A 21,561-nucleotide genomic window follows, 5' to 3' on the forward strand; every position below is an offset into this window, starting at 1 on the left:
AAGCCAATAATTAAAGTGAGGACGATGTGAAAAATACTTTATCGGCTGCCAAGGCGGTGCTTTTATGCATGTTTTTTGTTATGTGTGCCGTTTTATCCGGACAAGAGCCTGTTGTAAACCGCGGAAGAGTTGATTTATCAAAATGGAATTTCGATACAAAGAGCTTTGTCGAATTAAACGGTCAATGGGGATTTTTTTGGAACGAATTCGTACAAAGCGGCGAATCTCCGGCCGATTTTATAAACGTTCCGGATGTGTGGAACGCCCAAAGCCTCAAGGGGAAAAAATATCCCGCCTACGGGTACGCTACCTATACGGCGAAAGTACTCCTTCCTGCAGGAGCGTCCGGTTTGGGCTTGTATATAGAACAGCCGATGACTTCCGTACGGGTTTTTGTAAATAATCAGGAAATAGGAAGTATCGGAAAGACGGAAAAGTCAAAAAACACGTATAAACCCGCCGCCGAACGCAGGGTTTTCCCATTTCCGACGGCAATTCCGAATTGGATATTGTAATTCACGCCGCCAATTTCGATTATGTGCGCGCCGGCTTATATAACTCGGTAAAATTGGGCAAAATGCAGGTGCTGGCCTCCCATATTTTAACTTCTGCAATCGGAGAAAGTCTTTTAATCGGCTTTGCCCTTGCCCTCGGTATCTATCATTTGATTTTATTTTTGTTCCGCATAAAAGAAAAAAGCTTATTGGTTTTTTCTCTGTTCGTTTTTTTGGTTGCCGCCCGTATGCTCAGCACGGGGACGCTCATCGGTTCCGAACTCTTCGGTTTTTCCTGGGTACTCAATTTGCGTATTGAATATGTTACCTTTGCCCTTATCATTGTACCTATTTTGATGTATCTGCGCTGCCTCTATAAGGAAGAAGTCAATAAAATCGTTATGATGATTTTTATTGCGGAATCGGCTCTCTTTGCCCTCTTAAGCCTTTTTACGCCGCCGGCTTTTTTTACCTCTTTGCTGTTATATCATCAGATTGTCTCCCTCCTTGCGGCCCTCTATCTTATATTTGTATTGATTTTATTGACCAGGCGCAAACGGAACGGATACGGTTTTATTTTAGCCGGTATCTTTATTTTGATTCTCTCGGGTGTTGCCGATGTTCTTGCGGCTATGCTTGTAATTCCTCTGATAAGCCTTGTTCCTTTCGGGTTGACCGTATTTTTAATTATACAATCGATGGCCCTCGCATGGAAATTCAATATTGAAAAGCGCCGCAGCGAAATAACCGGCGTAAAGCTTGAAGAGTACTCGAACAGACTGAAGCTTTTGTTCGGTGAAATAAAGAGCGCCGCCGCGGATTTAACCAAGGGTGATGAGCTGTTAACCGAAACAATGCAAAAAGCTGCGCAGTCGTTCGAAAAAATATCCGACTATGTTGAATTCGTTTTAAGCGAAATCAATGTTCAGCAAAGCATGCTCGGTGAAAGTCAAACAAGTACCGGACAGCTGAACGATTTTTTAAATAACCTGAACATACAAATCTCCGAGCAGAGTACAAAATCAAAAGATGCGGTGAAAAGTCTTTCCGAAGTAGTGCAAAACACGCGGATTTTAACGGAGAAATTTCAGCTTATTGAAGACAGTTTTAAAAATATTTCGGATGCAAGTGAAACCGGTAAGGCAAACTTAAACAAGATGACCTACGTTATCGACGAAATTACAAAGGGTTCTGTTTTGCTGCTTGAAACAAACGCTCTTATAACACAGATTGCCGAGCAAACCAACCTGTTGGCAATGAATGCCGCCATTGAAGCCGCTCATGCAGGCGAAGCCGGAAAGGGCTTTGCGGTTGTCGCGGAAGAAATCCGCAGTTTGGCGGAAAAATCATCGGAAGAAGCCGACTCGACCGGGAAAATCATCAAACAGATTACCGCCGCAATCGGCGATTCCGGCTCGGCTTCCGCTCTTTTGGCCGAAAGTTTTGCCAATATCACGGACAAGGTTTCAAGCTTTAAAACAATTCTCGCCGAAATATCCAACTTTATTGTACAGACAAACGCTCAAAGTGCCGGTATGGAAGGCTCTCTCAAAACCGTCCTCGCCGAAATGGATAAACTGCAAAACGAAAACGATATGCTTGCCGAAACCCGTCAAAAGTCCGCAAGCAGTTTCAGTCAATTAACCTCCGCAACGCAAAAGGTTAACAACGAGATTGATGCAATGATAAACAGCATTACCGAGCTTATCGATGTATTTGAGCAAACCAAAAAAGCTCAAAAAGGCACGCGGGCGACCGTTTTGCGCTTAACGGAGTTAATGTCCGATAAGGAAGTTGAAGAAGCCGCCGGCTAAGCATTGCCGAATACGGGCAGGTTCGAGCGGACGGCTTTGAGAAAAAGCTTAAAGATGGTGAAAATCCGTTCCCGTGTGTCACTGTCCGTATTGTGCAGTTTTTTTAAAGCCGCCGCGGATGTTTGAAGCCAACGCGTTTTCAGTTCCGTCAAAGTCAAAGCGCCGCCTGAAGATGCCGCGTCAAATAAGCTGTTTATAAATTCCGCACGGGCTTCTTTTGAGACCTGTTTTAGCCAGTCGCTGACCGTGTTTTCGGTAAAGACGCTTTCGTCGCTTCGTTCCGGTAAAATTGCAAAATCTTTTCCGTGAAGCTGCCATGAAAACGCGTCGTGTTGGCTTACACCGTTTGCCTCGGAACTTTGTATAACGGTGCAATTGTCCGAATGATGCAGGAGAATGCCGACTACCGACGATTGAGGAACAAAGCATGCCGCTTTTGCAAAAACACGCCCGGTATCCCCGCGTTTACAGGTATCGGAATTGAATCCCGGCCCGTCAAAGCAAAAGATTGTTTCAATTCTTTTAAAGAGCTTTTTCGTGCAAAAGGCGGGGGCATATAGGGCGAGGTTTCCTCCCTTTGAATGGCCGGCCGTATACAGTTTTCCGCGGCAAACGTTTTGAGCTTTTTCCAAATAGTCCAACGCTGCCTGCTGGGAGGGAACCGGATCATATACGGCCATATTAAAGTCTTCTTTCCAGCCTACAAGGGTATCGTCGGTACCTCGGTATACGATACAGTGTATGCGCGGAGAAACCGAAGCGGTAAATGCCGCAAACTGTTTTTCTTTTTTTATGTCTATATCGTTTATAAAGCCCTTAAGTTCAATCCCTCCGAATCGCAGCGAATTGCCGGCCGCTTCCAAAAGATCGGCAGAACGCGGATTTATAAAAACGCCGAAATCTTTTGTTTTGTCGTTCATGTGCCGGAGAGCGTATTTCCGCGCGGCTTCTTTGAGCGTAATACCCGATTTAAAATCATCGCTTATGATACCGTCGAAATCGATATACAGGATTTGGCACAGTATCAGCGCATCTATTTCGTTAAAGGGAGAAATCGTAAAAGGAATATCCGCGCGCCATAAAATATAATCGCTTATGTCCGCCATATGGCTGACTATAGCAAAAAAAAAACAAAAATACAACGGGGCTTGACTTTTTTGTCTGCCGATAGTATCTTTATGTCGATTGGGGATGCACCGGTTTCGACGGGTGTGTTTGAGGTCTCGAACTGCAGGTGAGGACGTCTTTCCTCCGAACAGACAAAAACCATAATTGCCGATTTCGACAATTCTTACGACTACGCCTTAGCTGCGTAATCGCGGGATACGGTCTGCGCCGCTCTGAGCGGTCCGATATCCTGACGCCGATCAGGGCTTGCTTTGCAGGGTTTCCGGTACCTGCACGGGACTTTTATCGGAATACGGAAACGACGCTTGCGGTGCTGCTACCGTTTCCCGACAAATACCTCGCACCGATAAACCTGTAGATGTTCCCGATCCGCTCATTCGGACGGGGGTTCAATTCCCCCCATCTCCAACGCTACATTAAGGGTGCAAACAAACTGCAAAAACCCCACCATGCCCGCTGAATCAGGGGTTTTTTATTCATTTCTTCAAGGGTATATTCACTGCATTCGGCGCGGTCTTTTGCAAAGATGTCCGCATATTTTTGGGCAAAAAACTCATCGTAAAAAAAGGCATTCGCCTCGTAATGCAGTTCAAAGCTGCGGCTGTCTATATTGCATGAGCCTATCGTTACTATTTTATCGTCCACAATCAAGGTTTTTGCATGAATAAAGCCCGGATATTTATAAAATCGTACTCCCGCGGGTAAAAGTTCGCGCATAAAGGCGAAGGCGGCTGCGCGTACATAGAATTTATCCCATTTGCCCGGTACCATAATCGATACCTCTATGCCCGAATTTGATGCTATTTTAATCGCCGCAAAAAATGAAGAATCGGGCGTAAAATAAGGCGTTTGAATGTAAATGCGCTTTTTTGCACTCATAATCATGCGTATCATTGCGTCTTTTATTTCCGTATGCAGGATATTATCGGGCCCGGATGCGATTATTTGTACCGGAATCTGCGATTTTTCATCGGGTACCTGCGTTTTCAGCGCTTCCAAAATACGCGTATTGGCTGCAGTGATTTTTTTGCGCACGGATTCAGCCGAGTGTTTCATGTGCTCAGGCAGCTTTTTTTTACCTTCCGCAACCGAATACCAGTCCACTAAAAAAACGTTCATTAAAGAATATACACAGCTTCCGGTTAATCTTACGTGGGTGTCGCGCCACACCACTTTACCCAATCCCGCGTATTCGTCACCGACGTTAAACCCTCCCGTATAACCGATTTTACCGTCTATGATGACGATTTTTCGATGGTTTCTGAAATTCAAAGACCAGGGGCTTCCGGTTTTCACGGCAAAAAAGGGCAGTGTCATACCGCCCGCCTTATCCAATGCGGCAAAAAAAGAACGGGGCGTGGTAAATGAGCCGATATCGTCATATAAAAGGCGTACTTCAATGCCCTCGCGTGCTTTACGGCACAAAAGGTCCAGGAGGGTTTGACCGGTTTTATCTTTGTGGATAATAAAATACTGCATATAAATCGACTTTTCCGCCTGCTCTATATCGCGGTATAAGGATGTGAATTTTTCCTTTCCCGAAGTGAATATCTCTGCGGTTTTTGAAAAAGTAACCGGACTTGCACCGTAGCTCAGATTTAAATGAATGAGCGATTTATATTCATTCATAACCGTGTTGGGAAGATTTCCCGTCTGCGATTTAAAAAAGGCTTGCTGGTCGCTCATCAGGCGGCTCATCTCTTCTTTGACGTATTCTTTTGCGGCTTCCATTTTACGCGTTTTGGTAAAAAAATGGCCGCTGAATAAAAAATATAAAACAATGCCTAAGCCGGGTAAAAAGCTGAGGGTTAAAATCCAGGCAAAGCGCCTTCCCGAATCGCGTTTTTCAAAAAACAGGATAAATACTATAAAAAGATAGTTGATTCCGCTTAAAATACTGATTAAAATAGACCAAACATCCTGCATACGTTCTCCTTATAAGAGTTAACTGTTTCAGTGATAGAGTGCCGCCCCTATACGGAATGCAAGGCCGTTTTCTTTTTTCCGGTTGCGCGTATAGTATATACCTGCAGCAGGCATGTACGGGGTTTTCGGTATACATATGCATACTTCAATACCCGTATGCAGGCTGCCGAACGCCTCTATGCCCGTTTGACGGAAGGGTGAACGCAGGGCGGCCGATACGTGCAGGGCGTAAAAGTTTTGCTGAAAGGTACAGGCAAAGCCCGTTTTTAAAAAACCGCCGAAGGGGTATAAGGAGCCGTCTTCATTGCCGAAATATACCTGCTCCGATACTCCCGCATACAGGCTGTCCTTTCCCGCACCCGTGAGAATGCCCGCGTGTAAAACGCCCTCGTTAAACATACCTCCGGGATAAGCCGATGAATACGAGCCGCCTAAAAGAGCTCCGTAACGGAAAATACCCGTTTTACCGGCTGCTTTTAGTGCCCCCTGTACAATAAAGGGACTTGTCCTTCCTTCTCTTATTTCGGTTCCGGCCGTACATGACAATTCCAAAAAATCGAGGGGGCTTGAAACAAAACCGAAAAAAAGGGGAGCCGTTTTAAAGCCTTCCTGCAGGGAAAAATCGGCGCCGGCCGTGCATGCACTGTAGAGGTTTTTCTTCGGCATAAGGCGTGCGGAAGGAACAAAACCCGATGAAAGGCCTCCTGCCGAAAAAAAGGCCAGGGGAATAAACAGGCTGCGATCTATGACTATTTCCTCCGTCCGCTCTGTGAAAAAATCTCCTTCTCCGCTTCCGCGTGCTTTAAGAACCGCCCTGTAAGTGCCGCTTTCCGGTACGCGGCCCTTTTCATCTCTTCCGTTCCAGCTGAAACCGATGTTTTCTGACTTAAAAGGCTCCAAGACAAGACGGTAAACCGGTTCATTTGCTTCACCGTATACTTCAAGCAGACCCTCTCCGGCTGCCGTAACGGAACAGGTAAAGCGGCATATTCCTGAATCTCCCGGATTATAGGGATTAAAGCGTTTTTTATCGGCTGAAAAGGATGTCAGTTCAAAATCCGCATCCTCTAAGTAAAAATCAAGATAAACCTGCGTTTCTCCGGATATGTAAACCTTTGATACGGCGGTTTTTTTACCGAATTTTTTAATCGTAATTTCGTGTTTACCCTCAGGTAAGTTTACATGCCATCTGCAGCCGTCCTCGGGACTGTCGACTTTCGGTCCGGCACCCAAATAAAAGCAGAGTATGGGAGGTCCGTTTTTTGTACCGTTTATATATAAGGCGGCCTCGGGTTCGTTCACTCGGATATGCAGGCTTCCCGTGATTTGCCGTAATTCGGCGACTATTTTGTATACCTGTGCGCTTTCAAAAAGGTATTCGGCATATTCGGTATAAAAGCCTTTTTTTTCAATACGGAGCTTGTAATAGCCGGGAAGCATATCTTCAATAACAAGAGGTGTACTTCCCTTATGTACATTATTGATGTATACATCGGCGGCCGAGACTGCCGAGCGTATATCGAGTATAACACGCGAAGATGAATGCCGCGATTTTTTTTCCACGAATATTCCGTTTGCCCGAACGGCGGAGCCGAGGGCGGAAACAAAAAAAAACGTTATAAAAATACATGCTTTTCGGGAGCATCGCATAAATCAAGCATAACATATTTATCGGGGAAAAACCAGCCCCCTTTCGGCAAAACTGAAATAGCTCGATGCGGTGATAATCAAATGATCCAATAAATGAATACCCAGAAGTTCCGATACTTTCAGCAATCGTTTTGTAATATCGGTATCCTGGATTGACGGCTCACAATTGCCGGAAGGATGATTGTGAGCCAAAATAACCGCCGCCGCCCGCTCCTTAAGGGGGTCCGCAAATACTTCTCGCGGATGAATCAGGGTGCGGTTTAAAGTGCCTACGCTGACCGTTCTGATGGCCGTTACTTCCTGGGCGCCGTTTAAGGAAACGCATAAAAAATGTTCACGTTTTTCGAGGGTATAGTGCTGAAGGAGGGGAAGCAGGTCGCGCGGACTGTATATCCGTGCGCCGGGAGCGGGATGTAAGCGTTTCCCCAGTTCCAAGGCCGCGGCAATGAGGCAGGCTTTTCCCCTGCCGATGCCCTCTGTGTTTAAAAGAGTTTCGGCAAGGCGTTCGGCGGGAACTGTCTGAATTACCTCCAAAACCCTGCCGGATAATTGTCTTACCGGTATGCGGGCGGTTCCGCAGCCCAATAAAATCATCACCAATTCCTGGCTGCTTAAGCTGTGGGCTCCCGTACTGAGAAGATTTTCCCTTGCCTGCGGTTTTTTGTGATTTTTAAGCGTCAAATCCGATAAGGAATAATCATACATAAAAACTCCTACTATATATATAGGCGGCGATTGCAATTTTTGAGCAGTTTTATTGAAATATTTTTTGATAAAAAGTATAGTATGGCAATGAATTCAAACATAAATCCGAAATACGGGTTTTTATATGCACTTTGTACGCTGTTTTGTTTTTTGACTTTTTCCTGCGCTTCGTTTTCGGCTCTGCGCCCGGGGATAAAAAATACTGCCGGTTCCGTTTCCGGCACACAGGGCCTTTCTCCTTCATGTGTGATTGCCGCTGCGGGTATAAAAAGTGCCGAATCTTTAGCCGCTTTTTTTATGCATGAACTTCCTTCCGCAGATTACGTAAAGGTAAAACGCCTGGCCCGCTTATACGTTGCCGAAGGGGCTTTGGAAGGCATCAATTCCGACCTTGCCTTTGCACAAATGTGTTTGGAAACGGGCTTTTTACGCTTTGGCGGCCTGGTCAGTGAGGATATGAATAATTTTTGCGGTTTGGGAGCCATAGACGCCTTGCAGCGCGGGAACCGTTTTAATTCCGAACGCGAGGGGGTAAGGGCGCATATTCAGCATTTAAAGGCCTACGGGACTGCCGAAGAGCTGCGTATGCCCCTGATTGACCCGCGCTATAAATGGGTACAGCCCAAGGGCAAAGCCTATGATGTATACGGCTTGAGCGGCACTTGGGCTTCAGACCCTCTTTACGGAAAAAAGCTTGCAAGTCTTTTGGAACGCATGAAAAATTTTTAAATGCTCAGCCGATAAGGGTGCCGGTAAATGCTTCTTCGTTTAAAATCGCAAGAATATTGTTTATGTCTTTACCCCCGGCACAGATAACGGAAATACCTGCGCTTTCGGCCCTCTTGCTTGCTACCGGGTCAAAGGGCGTATTTTTTCCCGGCACCCACTCATCTCCGACCATTTTGCGAAAATCGCTCCATGAAACGGAATCCAGCGGTTTTGCTTCCGGATTTTTTGCAGGGTCGTCGGTATATACTTTTTCAATATTGGAAAGGTTTACAATCGTCTTTGCACCGAAACGTTCCGCCAAATAGACCGCATCCGTATCGGTGGAAAAGCCGGGTTTCCAGCCTGCCGCTACGAGAATCCGTCCTTTAAATTCTACCGGTTCGCTCGGATTGTATACGACATCCTGAGGACATAAATCGGAAAAAACGGCTTTTAAAAGCCGGGCATTAAGGCGTGTTGCCATAATACCGAGCCAATCTGCTTGTTCATTATCGTAGGATTCGATATCGCGGTTTCTTTCTCCCGCATGAGATAAAGAACAGACGCTCCGATAGGCTTTTTGGTAGATGCGTGCGGGACCTCCTCCCCCGACGACGAGGATTAATTTTCGCGTATCGTTCTCTTTAAGCCATGAACGTACCATTGCGCAAAATGCGGTTAAAAAAGCCGTATCCGGCTCCGACGGTGCTACGATTGACCCTCCGACCGATAATACCTTAATCATATCTCCTCCTGTTGAAACTTAATATACGCCGGTTACGGCGGCATCCTGCCAATAGGAACTGTATTTAACCGTTCCCGCCGTTGTTTCTTCCCAAATAGACTGCAAAGCGTAAGACTTGGGGCGGTACACTTTTTTGCCTGCAATGTGGGCGGGTTTTATATTATTCCAGCCCCGCGAAAATGTAATATGCTGTGCATCGAGACTGCCGAAATAAAATTGCGCACGCGAGTCTTGACGCTGAAATGATTTATATTCAAGGCCCGCTCCCAAGGCCGGGTCAACCGGAATCCAGCCGGCCCCTTCAATATAAAATTCGCACCACCAGTGATTGCGGCTTTGCATATCCGCATCAACCAATATTCCCGCGTTTGTAAGGGCGGGAATCTCCTCGGCACGTAAAAGTGCGGTGTATAAAACCGCAGCCTCATAGGCATCCGCTTTTTTTAAGCGCAAAATATCCGCAATATCCCTCTCGCTTGCGGAAACGCGGCTTTCGACGAAGATATTTTCGAGCATCCATTCATACAGCAATTTTGCCTTGCGGTACGGATTTTTCTCCTTTTTTACTATCGATGCGGCCAAGCTGCGAAGGCTTTGATTGTCCGAAGGAATCAAGGGGCCGTTTTTTAAATATGCGGCATATATTTTTTTTGTGTCTTCACTGTAGGCTTTAATCTTTGTTTCATCGACCTGCGTATGCAAACCGTGAATGCCGACCGCAAATGTATGAGAAAAAGTCGATTTTTTGCCTGCAATTTCGTTTAGGTTTATGCGGTGCACGAGGGTATTCAGATAACCCGAAATTGAGGGTTCCGGATTTGAAGCGACGATTTGAACATTCCGCTGGGTTGAAGTCAAACGCGGAAGCGGAATAAAGAGCGTTAAAGTCGCATTCGCCTCCGCTTGAGCGTCGCTTATATCGGCCGATAATTTTACCGAATAGGTACGCAAGTCGGTATAGGTTTTTGTAACGGGCGGCGATGCAAGGCTGTAATCAAAGCCGTTGCTTTTTCCGTAATCGGTTTCCACATATACATAGCCGCTGTCGGCTCCGTCGGGAATACGGACTTGCAGTTCGGTATCGCTCCAAAAATGGTAATCGGCATCAAAATCGGAACAGGGGATGAGGGCCTTTTCTTTTGTTCCTTCAGCCGAGCCTGCGGTAAAAAAAACGCGTGATGAGCCGCGCAGATTACCGAAGTTGCCTCCCCTGAGGGTAATTAAAGCGCCGACATGCATTGTCTTTTTATCTATCGAAGCGATAAAGGGAAGGGCCGTTTTGGGATTATGCCGGATGGGAACGGGGAGAGTTTGTCTGTTTGCAAAGATTTCCGCTTCGGATTTGCCGTTTTTTGTTTGTACATACACAAGGCCGTCTTCCACATTGTACGGCAATACGGCCCGTATGAGGGTGTCCGTCCACGATATATAGGCCGAAGACGAAAGTTTTCCGCCTGCTATTTCAACAAAGGAGTCGGTTGCCTTCGAATCGCCGAAATTTTTACCCGTAATCGTAATGACATCGCCCGGTTCTCCTACCGCAGGATGAATACCCGTAAGTACCGGCGGCCGCTCTTTTACGGCCGAAAGGTAAAAAAACAGGAACACGATAAGGGCTGTTAAACCGAGTATGAAAACGGCCCTGAACAGGGGATGTTTGCGGAACCGGTATATACAGTGACCGAGGATACTCACCTGAAAGAAACCTCGGTAAAGTCAAAGGGCTCCTTTGTCCGTACGGCCGAAATAAGAGGCATTTGAGACACAGTGGCCAGCGGGATACGTATATGATTTACATTATGTACGTTTGTCGAAAGTTCGGGTTTAAATACATCGATAGCAGTCAATTGCGGCGTATCAAGGGTAAATTGGTAGCGAGTTCCGAACATCGAGGCAAGAGACGAGGCGCTTACGTTTTCGGGTGCAACGATGCCGCGTTTTTGAATCGGTTCCGCCCGCACACTGCTCATTGAAGCGGGAATGGTAACTTGATTTTGCGTGCGCCCGCCGTTTCCCGTACGCAAAGCCAATACCGCGGTAAAAACAAAGACGGCGGCGGCAGCTGCGGGAATCATTTTTGCCGAAAAAGTACGGATAAACGGCTGTTCGGGTAAGACCACCTTCTTATAGCTCAGGCGCGCTTTTAGACGTTTATAGCCTTCATCGAGTTCCGAAAGAGAAGGCCTGTCTTGCAAAAAGGCGGGCAGGTCCGAGTCATCGCTTACTCTTTTACGCAGGGTTCGGTACTTCGACAAAATGCGCCGGCATCGGTCGCACGAAGCCGTATGTATTTCAAACTCCGTTTTAAAGGGCTCCTGAAGTTCATTGTCCGCATACAAACAGTGGATATCCTTAGCGGGGCAGGTAGACATCGTCTTCTCCTATCAACTTTGAAAGCTGTTCACGTGCTCTAAAAACTCTCACTTTTACGTTTCCTTCCGTAATTCCCAAAACCCGTCCGATTTCCTTGTAATTCAATTCGGCATATTCTTTAAGTATAAGAACGGTTTTTAAATTGACCGGCAGTTTTTCCAAGGCTTCGCGCGTACGCCGTAAGGTTTCGGCTTTCAGTAATTCCGTTTCTCCTGAATCCGTTTGCCTGCGGTCTTCTTTTAAAAAACGCTCATATGCTTTTTTTTCTCGCGTTTTCCGTTTGGCATAGTTTAAAGACGCATTTTTGACTACCCGTATAAGCCAATATTTTGCGTCGTCCAATGACGGAAAAACAAGTTCTTTTTCGTGCATCTTTATAAGCGAATCATGGACCAAATCTTCGGCCGCTTCTTCGTCGTTTACGATGCGGTACGATACTTTAAATAAAAGAGCCATCAGGGCATCGTACACTTTACGAAAATCGGCTTCATTTGCCGCATATATGGTCGATTCGGCCTTATCGGAGCCCGTTTGCATATTAAACAAAGCATACCCCGTAAACGTTACAGCTGCGGCGGATTTTTATGCGCATCTTCGTGATTTTTATATGCGCATTTTGCGCCTTTATGCGCGTTTCCATATCGTTCCCTCAGGCGTATCTTCCAGAATAATCCCCCGTTCTTTGAGCAAAGCCCGTATTTCATCGGAACGGGCATAGTTTTTCAGCTTTTTCGCTTCGGTACGCTCGGCAACCAGGGCGTCTATTTCCGCATCGCCGGTACTGTCCGAAGCGCTTTTTATTTCCGCGGCTTTTTTGTCCGCTTCATCCGAAAAGGCGAGGGCGCTTTTAATAAGCTGTAAGCCCAATACTTCGTCCATAAGGGCAATCAGGAGCACGGTATCCGAAGAGCCGATATGCTTATTTTTAACGGCAATTTGCAGCTCCGAGAGGGCGCGCGGTAAGGCTAAATCGTCTTCAAGCGCCTGTCTAAAGGTTTCCAGGCTTTGTTTTGCCGGTGTGCTTAAAGAATCCGCAGTAATTTTTTGCGTATCGGCGTAATCCGTACCGATATAATCCTTATCCGAAGCGCGCGCACAGGCTTCGGCTTTTTCCCGTGCGAGGCCCTCGTCAAAGGCTTGTTTTAAAACCTTTGCCGTACGCTGAATCAGGGCTTTTCGCGCATTTTTTGCGCTGTCCATCGCCGCATACGAAAAGGCAAGCTGGCTTCGGTAATGGCCGCCCAAAAGGAAAAAACGGTAGTCGAGGGCTTCATAGCCTGCATCAAGGAGTTTTTGCAGGGTTAAAAAATCTCCTGAAGACTTGGACATTTTTTCTTTGTCCACTACAAGAAATTCGTTGTGAAGCCAATAATTTACCCATTTTTTACCCGTGGCGCCTTCCGATTGAGCTATTTCGTTTGTGTGGTGAATCGGTATATGGTCTATGCCTCCGGTATGAATGTCGAACTGCTCTCCCAAATATTTAATGCTCATCGCCGAACATTCTATGTGCCAGCCCGGATAGCCCTTGCCCCACGGAGAATCCCACACCAAAGCCTGATTTTCGAATTTACTCTTTGTAAACCACAGCACAAAATCGTAGGGATTCCGCTTATTTCGGTCCACATCGATACGCGCGCCGGCTTTTAAATCGTCCAAATTGATGTTTGCAAGTTTTCCGTAATCGGGAAAGGTTGAAACGTCAAAGTAGAGATTGCCGCCCGCCATATAGGTATGACCGTTTTTTTCAAGACGTTTTATAAGGTCTATCATATCCTGAATGTGTTCGGTCGCCTTGCAGATAACGTCGGGCTTTCGGATATTAAGATTGTCTATATCTTTAAAAAATGCCTGCGTATAAAAATCGGCTATTTCCAAAACCGACTGACCGCGTTCCCGCGCGGTTTTTAACATTTTGTCTTCGCCGGAGTCCGCATCTCCTGTTAAGTGGCCGATATCGGTAATGTTCATAACGTGATTTACTTTGTAGCCTAAAAAGCGTAAAACACGGTCAAGGGTATCCAAAAACACATAGGCGCGCAAATTGCCTATATGTGCATAGTTATAAACGGTCGGGCCGCAGCCGTAAAAACCGCATTTCCCTTTTTCCACGGGAATAAAGTTTTCGAGCTTTCGTCCCATTGTATTGAATAAACGCAGTGCCATAGTCGGTGTTTCCTTTATCCGTAATTTATATTATACTGATTACCTATGAATAATTTACGCAAAATAGCGGAAATGTGCAATACATCGGCTTGTTTTCGCGGAAAAATACTGTATAACGAGCCGATGTCCGAGCATACAACCTTTAAAATAGGCGGTCCTGCCGACGTTTTTATCGAGCCTGCGGATGAACAAAGCCTTATATTCGTATTAAAGGAGGCGGCTTCATTCGGTGTGCCCCTTTTTATCCTGGGAGGGGGCTCGAATCTTGTCGTTTCCGACAAAGGAATCGAAGGCTGCACCCTTTGTACCGCTTCTTTAAAAAACATAGGATTTGACGGCTCCGTTTTACACTGCGGCTCCGGCTGTACCTTTGAAGAACTGCTCGCTTTTTGCCGTATCAATTCTCTCGGCGGCCTTGAATCCTTTGCGGGGCTTCCGGGAAGCGTCGGAGGAGCGGTGTATATGAATGCCCGCTGTTACGAAACATCCATAAGCGACGTACTTGTAAGCGCGGATTATCTGTTTGCCGGAAAAAGCGGCACGTCTGCCGCAGGCGGTACCGCCTGTAAAGCCGAACAATTGCACTATGCGATGCGTAAAGAAGATTGGGAATATAAAAAATCGCCCTTTATGAATATGCGCTTGCAAGGCCTTTTGCCCCTTATTTTGTGTGCGTCTTTTAAAGTATATGCGGAAGAGCCTGCCCGTATCGCGCAAAAATGCGGCGGCTTTATACAAAGCCGTGAACAAAAGGGGCATTTTCGCTATCCGTCGGCCGGAAGCGTTTTCAAAAACAACCGCGCATTCGGAAAACCTTCCGGGCAAATTATAGATGAAGCCGGTTTACGCGGCTTACGTATCGGCGATGCCCAGGTGGCTCCCTGGCACGGCAATTTTATAGTTAATTTGAACCGTGCTTCTGCCGATAATATAAAAGAGCTTGTAGAACAAATTCAACACGAAGTAAAAAGAAAGACCGATTTTGAGCTTGAATGCGAAATCATCTTTTGCGGAAGGTAGTCTTTACCCTTTGTTATATTGACAATAGTCCGCTTGACTTTTATACTGTATATTGGTGTGAGGGCAGAATTGTTACAGTTATCTTTTGTAAACTTCAGAAAAGACTCGTATTTGCTTGTTGAAGGGAAAGCAGAAAATGACCGTTTTTTTATTATACAAAGCGGCAAGGTTCGTACTTTCAGACAAAGCGATTCCCTTTCCGACTCGAATGCCGTACTCGGTCCGGGGGACTTTGTAGGAGTCGTTCCCTGTATGTCCGCCCACAGCCAAATTGAAACGGCTATTGCGATGACCGATGTTGTGGTTATTTCCGTCAATAGGGAACAGTATCCGGCCTTGATTTCAAAAAACACGCCTGTTGCCATGAAGATTATCCGTACCTTTGCAAACCGGATGCGCGTGGTAAACGAGATTCTTACCTGTCTTACTTTAAAAAATACGGTTACAAACTCTTCGGAGCAAATGTATTTTATAGCCGCATACTACGATAAAATGGGCAAAACCGATTTGGCCGTCTACGGTTATTATCAGTATATGAAAGAATGTCCCGGCGGGGCCAATTTGGAAAAGGCAAAAAACCGTTTTGTCACCCTCAAAGCCCGTTCCCATGCCGTTTACTTTGAAAGTCCTACCGGCAATATACGCAATTATCCCAAGGATACGATGATTTTTTCCGAATGCCAATCGGGTCAGGATATGTTTATTATCCAATCCGGCCAGGTAAAAATATCAAGGGTTGTAGACGATAATGAAGTTATTTTGGCCGTTTTGCAAAAGGGCGATTTTTTCGGCGAAATGGCCCTGCTTGAAAACAAGCCCCGATCGGCCAGTGCCATCGCTCATGAAGACTGTGTGCTTACCGCCGTCAACCGTAAAAACTTCGATCAAATGGTTGCAACCCAGCCCCAGCTTATAACGCGCTTAACGGTAACTTTGGCCGAACGCCTGTGGTCCATGTCGCGTCAGCTTATAAATGCCCAATTGCGCGACCCCATGTTTAAGCTTTTCGATATGCTTGCCCTTCAGCTGGAAAAAAACCGTGTGCCCCTGGGTAAGGGCAGCAGCCATCAATTCGACCTTACCCCCTACGATTTGGCCAATATGTGCGGTATTCCTCAGGAGCAGCAGGCGATTGTGCTGGCCCAGTTTATACGGGATCCGCGTGTACGTCTGGTTTCGAACAAGATTTACATAGCCGACTGCCGCGAATTGATGAAAACGGCCGAATTTTACCGTAAGCAAAAGCAGCAATCTTCGGCACACTGAAATGAGTTTTTCCCGCTTTTTTTTCGGTTTAAGTTTTTTTTTCATTTTTATTCAAAGCTTTTTTTTGTTTGCCCAAAGCCGTCTGCCTGCTCAAAAAGGAGCCGTCGGCTCCGATAAAAGAATGCAGCCCCTGCATATAGACGGAAAAGACCTTCCTCCCGTTCTCTATATAAATCCGAATCCTCAAAAACTGCCCTCGGGTTACCGTTCAATTTTTTTGGGAATGGAATTTGAAGACGTAAAGGAAGCGCTTAAAAAGGACGGCTTATACGGTTATCGGGGGGAGCGCGATGTTTCACTCCTGCCCGGCGAAAACAGGGTGCTTATAGAAACTTCGTCAAGCGGTTATTTGGCACGCTGCTGGTTTCATTTTTATGAAAATAAACTCTACACGATTATTATCAACTTTAACCCCGAAAAGACGGACTTTTACTCCGTCTTTACAAAACTTTTGGAAAAATACGGCGAACCCCTTTCCCTGTCGCCGGAAACGGTTTATTGGGAAAATGCGCAGGTATCTTTGAGTCTTGAACGGCCCGTAAGCGTAAAATACATTGACCGCCGCGTTTTTAACGCATTGGCCGATAAAAGCGGTGTTGAAGAATCCGCGGCCGAAATTCTGCGTTCCCGTATTTTGGACGACTTATGAAAAACCGCCTTTATCGTTTTTATACGCTTTGTCTTTTTATGATTTTTTGCGTTTCATGCAGGGCCCATGCTCTTGAAAAAAAAGATCTGACTATAACAAAACCGGACGGTACCGAGATTATGATACGGGCCGAGCTTGCCCGCACTCAAAAAGAGCAGATGAAAGGCTATATGGAGCGCACCCGTATTCCCGAAGGAACGGGTATGCTTTTTCTTTTTGATCGCGATCAGATTTTAAGTTTTTGGATGAAAAATACGCCTACGGCCCTTTCAATCGCTTACATCGATTCGCACGGAACCATCCGCGAGCTCTATGATATGACTCCTTTCAGCCTTGCAAGCGTCAAGTCTACCGTGTCGCTGCGTTATGCCTTGGAGGTTCCTCAGGGCTGGTTTCAAAAAAACGGTATCGTTGCGGGATCGGTTATAAGCATTCCTTAAATCCCGGATTTTAGGCAGAACCTGTAGAGGCGCCGCCTTGTGCGCCGAATGTTATCCTTCCAGTTGAGCAAGCGTTTCGCGGGCAATGCGGTCATCCGGATCGAATTCAAGGACTGCGGTAAAATAGCGGCATGCTTCTTCGGTATTGCCTTTTTTTAAAGCCAAAAATCCCATATTCGACATAATTTTAGTATTTTCAGGCTCAAGCTTTAAAGCATGGCGCAAACTTTTTTCGGCGCCGCCGTAATCCCCCGATTCAATGAAACAAATAGATAATTCGTTGTAGATATCCGCATTTTCTCCGCCGCAAATCGTGCTTTGCTCAAAGGCGGCCTTTGCATCCTGCCAGCGGCCTAAACGTCTTAAAGCCCAGCCGAGCATAAACCATGCGTTCCATACCTTCGGATTTTTTTCCAAAAAGCGGTGTATATGTTCAAGACCCTTTTCTTCCTGCCCGTTTGAAATGCAATCAAAGGCGGATTTAAACAGTTCGTCGTCAAGATTGCTTCGATTTATTTCATCCGCAAGTTCCTGCGCCCGTTTACGTTTATAGGAAAGGTTTTCATCTTCTGTTTTTTGTCCCGGCTGTTCGGCAAAATCCGTTTCACCGGCTGTCAGTTTTAAATAGGTTTCAAAGCAGGATTTTGCTTTTGTAAAGTTTTTTTGTTTAAGATAAAAAAAACCGGCATTAAAAAAAGCATCGGGAACGGCCGGTTCGGCATCCATTGCTTTGATGTAATACAGGCAGGCGCTTTCGTCGTATGCATCCGCATCTTCGATGATACCGGAGCGCCGGTACGAATCGGCCCTTTGGTCAAAAAAGAGGGCCGAATTTAAGATAACGGCCGGATTATCCGGTTCCAAGCCGCGAAGGGCTGCAAATATTTCGTCAGCGATTTCATAATCTTCGTTTTTTGCTTTTAAAACGGCAGCTTCGGTCAATTCGTTCAATATATTCGGTTTTGCCGCCTTTATCAGACTGCGGTAATAGAGGGTATGCTCATGGTGCGGATCATAGGCGAGGACGGTTAAAATGCCGGCAAAGATGCTTTCCGCGGTTAGCGCCGAAGCATCGAATACCTCACTGTCCCGCACCTTTTGAACGGGCAGGGGAATTGACCTGTCTATATGAAAAGCTTCAGTCGGAAGCTGAAAACTTTCCGGTATTGAAATAAAAACGATTGAATCGAGTTCTTTTGTACCGCTCATAGTCTTTATTGCCGCTTCGGAATGTGCGCCGCCGGCGTATCTTGTACCGCTTGTGCGGGAGCGCTTTGAGCCTGAGCTGCCGGTGCTGCAGAGGGCTGTACCTCCGGCCTTTGCTCCTGAGCCGGTATGTCGGCTTGTTTGCCGACTGAATTAAGCATCTTTTGGCGTACTGCGGTTAAGCAATTGTTGATATGCACCTTATAGGAAATCGGTACGGCTTCTTCATCGAATTTCAAGGATACGGCAACCAATTCCTTTCTGCCCTCTATGTGTTCGACATGAACCGTTTTGCCTTTTAAACCGATGGTTTCGCGCGGCTCGTCGAAATCGAGCTGTAAAACCGCTTCTTTATTTTGCAAAAATTGGGCTACGCCCATCATAATCAATTTAGCTCCGGAAAAAGAAAGGTCGCGTACGATACAGTTTCTCGGTACATTTTGAATTCTGACAATGGTTTCTTCTCTGAGAAGAGAAAGCCTGCGTTTGGATTCTGCGGTAAGGGCAATACGCTCTTCCTTGCGTTTTAAGGCGTTAGCCTTTGTTTCAAGCAGGCGGCCGACCATTTCGATTAAATCGTCCGGCGGCTTTGAGTTAAAGGTGAGGGTTGCAATCGCAAGCTCGGTTGAGTTCATGTACGGGTCAATGGCCGTCACATGAGCATTGACAAAAAAGCTCATCGTTTGCCCGTTCGGATCCGAAAAGAAAAAGCGCAAGCTTACCGGCGTATTCGTTTTTTGAATAGCCGCATAGGCGCCGCCCTTTGTTCCGATAATGATTTTTGCAAGCATGAGCGATGAGGAATTTATAATACAGGGCCACTGGCCGCTGTTACATTTAATATAGATTTGACGGGGATCAAGATTCAGAATTTTAATGATTTCTTTGGAAAACATTATTTCCGTATCCCGATAAAAATCATAAAAACGTGCTATTTGCTGGCTGGTTAAAATACCCATAATAATTATAATAGTTAAAAAAACAGGCTTCGTCAATCAGCCGTCAAGCATTACTCCCGTTTTGCTTATAGGTTGCATTTCGGTTCAGTACAACTCACTGCATACCCTTTGCAAAAGACCGGAAATCGGAATATGCTGGGGGCACAGGCTTTCGCACTTTCCGCATAAAACGCATTTATCGGCGCCGCGGCCTTTTGTTACGAGCGAACGGTATTGTTCCGAATAAGCGCGCGTATTTCCGTTTTCAAAGGCTCCCCTCATTGAAGCTGCGTTATATGCGGAAAATACTTCGGGTATTGAAACGCCTGAGGGGCAGGGCATACAGTAGGAGCAGCCGGTGCAGGGTGCTTTAACACGCGATTTAAACCACTGTGCCGCTTTTTCGATAACGCCGATGTGGGATGAGGGCAGGGAGTTCGGTTTTGCACTGCTTGCAAACGCGCAGTTTGCAATAAGCTGCTCCATCGTTCCCATGCCCGAAAGGGCGGTTACTATTTGCTGGTGTTCCCATACCCAGCGAAGCGCCCATTCGGCAGGCAGTCGGGGAACTTCGGCATGAGCAAAGATATCGGTTACCGCAGGCGGAACCTTTGCCAATAAACCGCCTCTCAGGGGTTCCATCGAAATAACTCCTATGCCCTTGTTGTATGCGTATTGTAATCCTTCGGTGCCCGCCTGATAGTTTTCATCCAGATAATTATATTGAATTTGGCAAAATTCCCAGTTATCGTATCCGTCGATTATTGCCCGAAATGTTTCAGGTTCATGATGAAATGAAAATCCGATATGGCGTATTTTGCCTTCTTGTTTTGCCTTTTCCAAAAAATCAAGGCCCTGTAAGGTTTGTACTTTTTGCCAGCTTTTATCGTTAAGCGCGTGCATAAGATAAAAATCTATATAATCCGTTTTTAAACGCGTAAGCTGGGTGTCCAAAAAGATTTGCCAATCGTCTTTTTTTTCTATCATCCATACGGGCATCTTATCGGCAATGTACACTTTTTTGCGGATATTCAATTTATGCAGTGTGTTGCCTAAAAATTCTTCGCTTTTATATTTGTGATACATATAGGCGGTATCGTAATAATTAACGCCTTCTTCATAGGCCCTTTGTACAAGCTCTTCGGCTCCGGTTTTATCGATGCGCGACTCGTCGGGCGGTTCGGATTTTTCCAGGGGTAAGCGCATCATCCCGAAGCCCAATACGGAAATCGGCTTATCGGGAATCCTGGGAAAGGTACGGTACAGCATTATTCCTCCTTATATTAAAAGCATATACAAAATCGTTCCGCCGAAAATGCTTATCAGTGCATTACCCTTGTATATGTGGGCAATCAGTGTAAAAGTAAGAGAAACGGCTGCCGGAATATACGAGGCCTTATTCGAAAAATCAATGTCTTTTAAAGTATAGATGATAAGAATAATCATAACAAGGGGCGGAAGGTGTTTCCCCAAATAGCGGAACGGGGGCGGCGCTTCCCTTTTTGAAAAAAGCACAAAGGAAAACAAGCGCGTTGAAAAAATAATTATGCCCATAAGAGGCACGGCAATAAACACGTCGCGTAAACCGAGCATACCGTTTCCCTACCGCACCCGAGCCGATTGCGCTTCAATCGGTTTTTTAAGGAGTATAAGGGCGGCTATCCCCAAAGCCAGCGAAGCGATAAGCATATTTCCCGGGCCGAATATAATTAAGGCTGTACATGCACACAAGGCTCCCGCCAGGGGAGGCAGGGGGGTTTTAGATACCTTAAGCTGATCTATCAGTAAAACAACGAATAAGGCTGTGAGGGCAAAGTCCACTCCTTTAAAATCAAGAGGAATATTGGCACCTATTACGGCACCTATGGTGCTTCCCAAAATCCAATAGGAATGATTAAGGGCGCAAATCGCTGCATACCAGTGTGCTTTGCGTGCATGCGGGGGAAGGGGGGAGGAGGTAAGAAGGGCATAGGTTTCATCGGTAAGGGCAAAAATTAAATAAGGTTTCCATTTGCCGGTATTTTTAAATTGCTCGTTTAATGAAAGTCCGTATACGATATGGCGTATGTTGACCGCCAAAGTTGTCAGGGCGATGACCGGAAAAGAGGCGCCCGAAGCGAATAAGCCGACTGCAGCGTATTGGCCGGCCCCCGCATACATAGTTACACTCATAAGAGGTGCCAAATACCAGGGGTAAGATGCCTGAGTCAGCATAAGACCGAAGGGGATACCGATAGCGATATAGCCGAAAAAAACGGGAAGGGTGAGTTTTAAAGCCTTTATAAATAACGGACGGTTCATAGACGGTATTATAGCACTCTTTTTTTTCCTTG

21 protein-coding genes and 1 other RNA gene are annotated in these 21,561 nt (G+C 46.1%); 8 read left to right on the plus strand and 14 right to left on the minus strand.

Annotated elements, in window-relative coordinates; all coding sequences use genetic code 11:
• The first annotated feature begins 26 nt into the window (after window positions 1-26).
• Together V1L52_RS05010 and V1L52_RS05015 are read left to right on the plus strand one after the other, a co-directional pair.
• Window positions 27-515 carry a hypothetical protein gene (locus tag V1L52_RS05010; RefSeq protein ID WP_428771235.1) on the plus strand — a complete coding sequence of 163 codons (489 nt, stop codon included), beginning with the start codon at window positions 27-29 and terminating at the stop codon, window positions 513-515.
• Entirely contained in the window at window positions 503-2,308 is a 1,806-nt protein-coding gene (locus V1L52_RS05015) for a methyl-accepting chemotaxis protein (protein WP_428771237.1), read from the plus strand. The genes V1L52_RS05010 and V1L52_RS05015 overlap by 13 nt, the downstream gene beginning before the upstream one ends.
• Here the strand turns inward: V1L52_RS05015 and V1L52_RS05020 are convergent.
• Window positions 2,305-3,414: an Mbeg1-like protein gene (locus V1L52_RS05020; RefSeq protein ID WP_428771239.1), complete on the minus strand. Its 1,110-nt coding sequence runs from the start codon at window positions 3,412-3,414 to the stop codon at window positions 2,305-2,307. The genes V1L52_RS05015 and V1L52_RS05020 overlap by 4 nt on opposite strands.
• A gap of 81 nt (window positions 3,415-3,495) precedes the next feature.
• Here V1L52_RS05020 and ssrA point away from each other — a divergent pair.
• Window positions 3,496-3,847: a transfer-messenger RNA gene (gene ssrA / locus V1L52_RS05025) on the plus strand.
• Here the strand turns inward: ssrA and cls are convergent.
• The 3 genes from cls to radC form a co-directional block, all read right to left on the minus strand.
• On the minus strand, window positions 3,848-5,362 hold the full coding sequence (gene cls / locus V1L52_RS05030) for a cardiolipin synthase (RefSeq protein WP_428771241.1): 1,515 nt from the start codon (window positions 5,360-5,362) through the stop codon (window positions 3,848-3,850).
• A 27-nt stretch (window positions 5,363-5,389) separates the two neighbouring features.
• The gene (locus tag V1L52_RS05035; RefSeq protein ID WP_428771243.1) at window positions 5,390-6,925 is read right to left on the minus strand and encodes a PEGA domain-containing protein; all 1,536 of its coding nucleotides are present in this window, start codon (window positions 6,923-6,925) and stop codon (window positions 5,390-5,392) included.
• A 105-nt stretch (window positions 6,926-7,030) separates the two neighbouring features.
• A complete protein-coding gene (radC, locus tag V1L52_RS05040; RefSeq protein ID WP_428771245.1) occupies window positions 7,031-7,717 on the minus strand; it encodes a RadC family protein in 687 nt (228 codons plus the stop codon).
• A gap of 87 nt (window positions 7,718-7,804) precedes the next feature.
• Here radC and V1L52_RS05045 point away from each other — a divergent pair, with 87 nt between their 5' ends.
• Window positions 7,805-8,446 carry a glucosaminidase domain-containing protein gene (locus V1L52_RS05045; RefSeq protein ID WP_428771247.1) on the plus strand — a complete coding sequence of 214 codons (642 nt, stop codon included), beginning with the start codon at window positions 7,805-7,807 and terminating at the stop codon, window positions 8,444-8,446.
• Between the two features lie 4 nt (window positions 8,447-8,450).
• Here V1L52_RS05045 and pyrH read toward each other — a convergent pair whose 3' ends face one another.
• The 5 genes from pyrH to cysS form a co-directional block, all read right to left on the minus strand.
• Window positions 8,451-9,170 (minus strand): UMP kinase, encoded by a 720-nt coding sequence (gene pyrH / locus V1L52_RS05050; RefSeq protein WP_428771249.1) that lies wholly within the window; start codon window positions 9,168-9,170, stop codon window positions 8,451-8,453.
• Between the two features lie 18 nt (window positions 9,171-9,188).
• Window positions 9,189-10,865: a transglutaminase domain-containing protein gene (locus V1L52_RS05055; RefSeq protein WP_428771251.1), complete on the minus strand. Its 1,677-nt coding sequence runs from the start codon at window positions 10,863-10,865 to the stop codon at window positions 9,189-9,191.
• The gene (locus tag V1L52_RS05060) at window positions 10,862-11,542 is read right to left on the minus strand and encodes a hypothetical protein (RefSeq protein ID WP_428771253.1); all 681 of its coding nucleotides are present in this window, start codon (window positions 11,540-11,542) and stop codon (window positions 10,862-10,864) included. Before V1L52_RS05060 ends, V1L52_RS05055 begins: the two co-directional genes overlap by 4 nt.
• Window positions 11,523-12,080 carry an RNA polymerase sigma factor gene (locus V1L52_RS05065; protein WP_428771255.1) on the minus strand — a complete coding sequence of 186 codons (558 nt, stop codon included), beginning with the start codon at window positions 12,078-12,080 and terminating at the stop codon, window positions 11,523-11,525. Before V1L52_RS05065 ends, V1L52_RS05060 begins: the two co-directional genes overlap by 20 nt.
• 87 nt (window positions 12,081-12,167) lie before the next feature.
• Complete coding sequence (cysS, locus tag V1L52_RS05070) at window positions 12,168-13,709, minus strand: cysteine--tRNA ligase (protein ID WP_428771257.1); 1,542 nt, start codon at window positions 13,707-13,709, stop codon at window positions 12,168-12,170.
• Between the two features lie 45 nt (window positions 13,710-13,754).
• On the opposite strand from cysS, the gene murB reads away from it, so the two are divergent.
• The 4 genes from murB to V1L52_RS05090 all read left to right on the plus strand — a co-directional run bounded on the left by murB (window position 13,755) and on the right by V1L52_RS05090 (window position 17,084).
• Window positions 13,755-14,729, plus strand: a complete 975-nt coding sequence (gene murB / locus V1L52_RS05075; RefSeq protein WP_428771259.1) for a UDP-N-acetylmuramate dehydrogenase — start codon at window positions 13,755-13,757, stop codon at window positions 14,727-14,729.
• 69 nt (window positions 14,730-14,798) lie between these two features.
• Entirely contained in the window at window positions 14,799-15,995 is a 1,197-nt protein-coding gene (locus tag V1L52_RS05080; protein ID WP_428771786.1) for a Crp/Fnr family transcriptional regulator, read from the plus strand.
• 1 nt (window position 15,996) lies between these two features.
• Window positions 15,997-16,644, plus strand: coding sequence for a hypothetical protein (locus tag V1L52_RS05085; protein WP_428771261.1), 648 nt, complete (start codon window positions 15,997-15,999; stop codon window positions 16,642-16,644).
• A complete protein-coding gene (locus V1L52_RS05090) occupies window positions 16,641-17,084 on the plus strand; it encodes a DUF192 domain-containing protein (RefSeq protein WP_428771263.1) in 444 nt (147 codons plus the stop codon). Before V1L52_RS05085 ends, V1L52_RS05090 begins: the two co-directional genes overlap by 4 nt.
• A gap of 51 nt (window positions 17,085-17,135) precedes the next feature.
• Here the strand turns inward: V1L52_RS05090 and V1L52_RS05095 are convergent, their stop codons facing one another.
• From V1L52_RS05095 to V1L52_RS05115, 5 genes are all read right to left on the minus strand, one after another.
• The gene (locus tag V1L52_RS05095) at window positions 17,136-18,293 is read right to left on the minus strand and encodes a tetratricopeptide repeat protein (protein ID WP_428771265.1); all 1,158 of its coding nucleotides are present in this window, start codon (window positions 18,291-18,293) and stop codon (window positions 17,136-17,138) included.
• Window positions 18,294-18,298: 5 nt separating this feature from the next.
• Window positions 18,299-19,249 (minus strand): PilZN3 domain-containing protein, encoded by a 951-nt coding sequence (locus V1L52_RS05100; protein ID WP_428771267.1) that lies wholly within the window; start codon window positions 19,247-19,249, stop codon window positions 18,299-18,301.
• A gap of 84 nt (window positions 19,250-19,333) precedes the next feature.
• Window positions 19,334-20,497 carry an aldo/keto reductase gene (locus V1L52_RS05105; protein WP_428771269.1) on the minus strand — a complete coding sequence of 388 codons (1,164 nt, stop codon included), beginning with the start codon at window positions 20,495-20,497 and terminating at the stop codon, window positions 19,334-19,336.
• A 9-nt stretch (window positions 20,498-20,506) separates the two neighbouring features.
• Window positions 20,507-20,821, minus strand: coding sequence for a branched-chain amino acid transporter permease (locus V1L52_RS05110; protein WP_428771271.1), 315 nt, complete (start codon window positions 20,819-20,821; stop codon window positions 20,507-20,509).
• Between the two features lie 9 nt (window positions 20,822-20,830).
• The gene (locus tag V1L52_RS05115) at window positions 20,831-21,529 is read right to left on the minus strand and encodes an AzlC family ABC transporter permease (protein ID WP_428771273.1); all 699 of its coding nucleotides are present in this window, start codon (window positions 21,527-21,529) and stop codon (window positions 20,831-20,833) included.
• Between the last annotated feature and the right edge of the window lie 32 nt (window positions 21,530-21,561).

The sequence above is a fragment of the Treponema sp. HNW genome, from assembly GCF_050320395.1.
Taxonomy (GTDB): domain Bacteria; phylum Spirochaetota; class Spirochaetia; order Treponematales; family Treponemataceae; genus Treponema_C.

Coding starts and splice junctions, on each gene's coding strand:
- V1L52_RS05020 (WP_428771239.1), bottom strand. CDS start 3,414: ATGGCGGACATAAGCGATTATATTTTATGGCGCGCGGATATTCCTTTT.
- cls (WP_428771241.1), bottom strand. CDS start 5,362: ATGCAGGATGTTTGGTCTATTTTAATCAGTATTTTAAGCGGAATCAAC.
- radC (WP_428771245.1), bottom strand. CDS start 7,717: ATGTATGATTATTCCTTATCGGATTTGACGCTTAAAAATCACAAAAAA.
- V1L52_RS05045 (WP_428771247.1), top strand. CDS start 7,805: ATGAATTCAAACATAAATCCGAAATACGGGTTTTTATATGCACTTTGT.
- pyrH (WP_428771249.1), bottom strand. CDS start 9,170: ATGATTAAGGTATTATCGGTCGGAGGGTCAATCGTAGCACCGTCGGAG.
- V1L52_RS05060 (WP_428771253.1), bottom strand. CDS start 11,542: ATGTCTACCTGCCCCGCTAAGGATATCCACTGTTTGTATGCGGACAAT.
- V1L52_RS05065 (WP_428771255.1), bottom strand. CDS start 12,080: ATGCAAACGGGCTCCGATAAGGCCGAATCGACCATATATGCGGCAAAT.
- cysS (WP_428771257.1), bottom strand. CDS start 13,709: ATGGCACTGCGTTTATTCAATACAATGGGACGAAAGCTCGAAAACTTT.
- murB (WP_428771259.1), top strand. CDS start 13,755: ATGAATAATTTACGCAAAATAGCGGAAATGTGCAATACATCGGCTTGT.
- V1L52_RS05085 (WP_428771261.1), top strand. CDS start 15,997: ATGAGTTTTTCCCGCTTTTTTTTCGGTTTAAGTTTTTTTTTCATTTTT.
- V1L52_RS05090 (WP_428771263.1), top strand. CDS start 16,641: ATGAAAAACCGCCTTTATCGTTTTTATACGCTTTGTCTTTTTATGATT.
- V1L52_RS05095 (WP_428771265.1), bottom strand. CDS start 18,293: ATGAGCGGTACAAAAGAACTCGATTCAATCGTTTTTATTTCAATACCG.
- V1L52_RS05100 (WP_428771267.1), bottom strand. CDS start 19,249: ATGGGTATTTTAACCAGCCAGCAAATAGCACGTTTTTATGATTTTTAT.
- V1L52_RS05105 (WP_428771269.1), bottom strand. CDS start 20,497: ATGCTGTACCGTACCTTTCCCAGGATTCCCGATAAGCCGATTTCCGTA.
- V1L52_RS05110 (WP_428771271.1), bottom strand. CDS start 20,821: ATGCTCGGTTTACGCGACGTGTTTATTGCCGTGCCTCTTATGGGCATA.
- V1L52_RS05115 (WP_428771273.1), bottom strand. CDS start 21,529: ATGAACCGTCCGTTATTTATAAAGGCTTTAAAACTCACCCTTCCCGTT.